Genomic DNA, 2,164 nt, shown 5'->3' with positions numbered 1-2,164 from the left:
ACCAGCTGCGGCTGCTCCTCTTCGACGATCTTCGCGAGGATCTTGGCGACGGCGAGCGGCTCGATGTCCTGGTGGACGTCCTCGGCCGCCTCGACCAGGATCGCCCGGTCGGCGCCCATGGCAAGCGCGGTGCGCAGCGTCTCCTGCGCCTGCTTCACGCCGACGGAGACGGCGACGATCTCGGTGGCGACGCCCTTCTCCTTGAGCCGGATGGCTTCCTCGACGGCGATTTCGTCGAACGGGTTCATCGACATCTTGACGTTGGCGAGGTCGACACCGCTGCCATCCGCCTTCACGCGGACCTTCACGTTGTAGTCGATCACCCGCTTAACGGGCACGAGGATCTTCATGGGAACTCTCTTCTGTCTCTGGTGCCGCAGCGGCGGCAAGGTGAGCGGCAGGCCGCGGCAAGGCCCGCGCAGGGGTCCATGACGGCGGCGGTGGGTGCGGAGCGCGCGGCGCAAGCGCTCCGGCATAGGCAAGGATCAGGCACGGACGCGCAGCGGTTCGGAATCGCGAAGCGCGCCACCGCTTCGACATTGCGGTCGGCAGGCTGGACGACGTGGCGCGCGACGCGCATCGCTACCGCGCGCCGGCTCGGCACAGATCGGTAACGCAGCCCGGCCCGACGGCCGTCCTTGCCCGGGAGCGCGACCGGCCATGCGCTCGTCATCGAGACCGGGCCGGTCGGTGCACTGGAGAGGCCCGGCACCTGCCCAGTCCCCTCCATGGCCCGGCGGGGTCAGAACTTGTACTGGAGCGAAAGCTGCACGCGCTGCGCCTCGCCGCTGTCGGAAATGCCCGCCGCCGGGGCCTCGTAGACAGTGCGGCGGCCCCAGACGCATTCCAGCCCGATGTCGAGATCCGGCCGCGGCGTGTAGATGAGGTTCAGCCAGACATCGTGCTGGTCTTTCACGTTGAGGTCGCGCAGCGACGCCACGTCAGGAATGTCGCCGAAATCCTCCTTGTGGCCATAGCCATAGACCGCGTCGGAGCGCCACGTCTCCGTCCATTTGTGGCGCAGCCCGATCTGCGCGCCCCAGCTGGTGATCAGGTCGATCTCGTAGTTCTCGTCCAGGATCGCCGCGGAATTGGCCGAGGCCTGGCTGAGATAGCGGCCGATGCCCTCGCCGTATTCGGCATTGAAGGTCAGGCGGGTCGACGGGACGAGAACGGCGCTGCCGCTGACCGAGACCCCGTAGCCCCAGGCGCCGACATCGGCCGTGTCGCCGAGGATCGTCGTGCCCTGGCCGGTGTCGACATTGATGTAGCACGCCGGCGCACCGAAGGAGATTTGGCCCTTCTTGCCGAGGATCCGGTAGCGCGCGATCGGATCGGGATACTGGTCGAGCGTGATCTCGCTCGGCTCCTGCCCGCCGACGGAGAGGAAGTCGCTGTCGGCGCCGCGGTCGAACAGGTCGCCCTCCGGGTTCTCCCGCGAAATTCTGAGAATGCCGCCCTAGCCCAGCGGCGTCTGGTAGCGCAGCTGCGGCTGGCGGATGCCCGCGGTCGAGCGGACCGGTCCGATGAAGTCCAGAACTTCGGAAAAGGCGAGCGGATCGAACCAGTTCGACCAAGTCTGCCCGAAGAGCAGCGTGCCGAACTCCGCATAGGCGTGGCGGATGCGCAGCGTGCCGGAATCGGTGATCACCTCGTTGGCATCCGTTCGGCCTTGTTGCGCTAATCGAACGACAGGATGAGGATCCCCTTTCCTCTCCTGCTTCAGGCAACGACTTCGATTTCAGCTCTTCCGAGGGCCGAGCAGTGGTTCGCGAATGAGCGGCGAGCGCCACCGGTCCGAGCACAGCCGCGAATGATGCCGATCTGGATTTCAGCAGTTTGACGGTCTGAGTCGCGTGACATGATCCGTTCCCCGAAAGGCTTCAGGCGGTTCATTTGCGCCTCGACGCGACTTCGGGAATGATAGCCGACCCATTTTTTCCAAATGGACCGTCCCAGTCGGTGTGTCGCCTTGATGATGTCATTTCGTGATATCGCGGCCGGGCTGTCCGGCTTCCAGGCCCGGCCATTGCGACGGATCGGGATGATCGGCTCCGCTGCGCGCTCGAGCATTGCCGCATGGCAGCGGCGGGTGTCATAGGCCCGTCGGCAGTGACCCTCTCTACAAGTTCACCGGCCGGGATTTGCGACAGCAGCTCGGGCA

The 2,164-nt window shown here is 65.9% G+C and carries 2 protein-coding genes and 2 pseudogenes; all 4 read right to left on the bottom strand.

Annotated elements, in window-relative coordinates; all coding sequences use genetic code 11:
- Positions 1–350: pseudogene (locus FGX59_RS36585) on the bottom strand (electron transfer flavoprotein subunit beta/FixA family protein); the annotation flags it as partial.
- 392 nt (positions 351–742) lie between these two features.
- Positions 743–940: a hypothetical protein gene (locus FGX59_RS36580; RefSeq protein ID WP_138473446.1), complete on the bottom strand. Its 198-nt coding sequence runs from the start codon at positions 938–940 to the stop codon at positions 743–745.
- A gap of 519 nt (positions 941–1,459) precedes the next feature.
- A complete protein-coding gene (locus FGX59_RS36575; protein ID WP_138473445.1) occupies positions 1,460–1,651 on the bottom strand; it encodes a hypothetical protein in 192 nt (63 codons plus the stop codon).
- A 71-nt stretch (positions 1,652–1,722) separates the two neighbouring features.
- A pseudogene (locus FGX59_RS36570) lies at positions 1,723–2,164 on the bottom strand (transposase); the annotation flags it as partial.

Origin of the sequence: Poseidonocella sp. HB161398 (assembly GCF_005870025.1) — a bacterium.
GTDB lineage: Bacteria > Pseudomonadota > Alphaproteobacteria > Rhodobacterales > Rhodobacteraceae > Mangrovicoccus.
The sequence above is the reverse complement of the archived record's forward strand: the minus strand, read 5'-3'. Positions and strand labels throughout refer to the sequence as shown.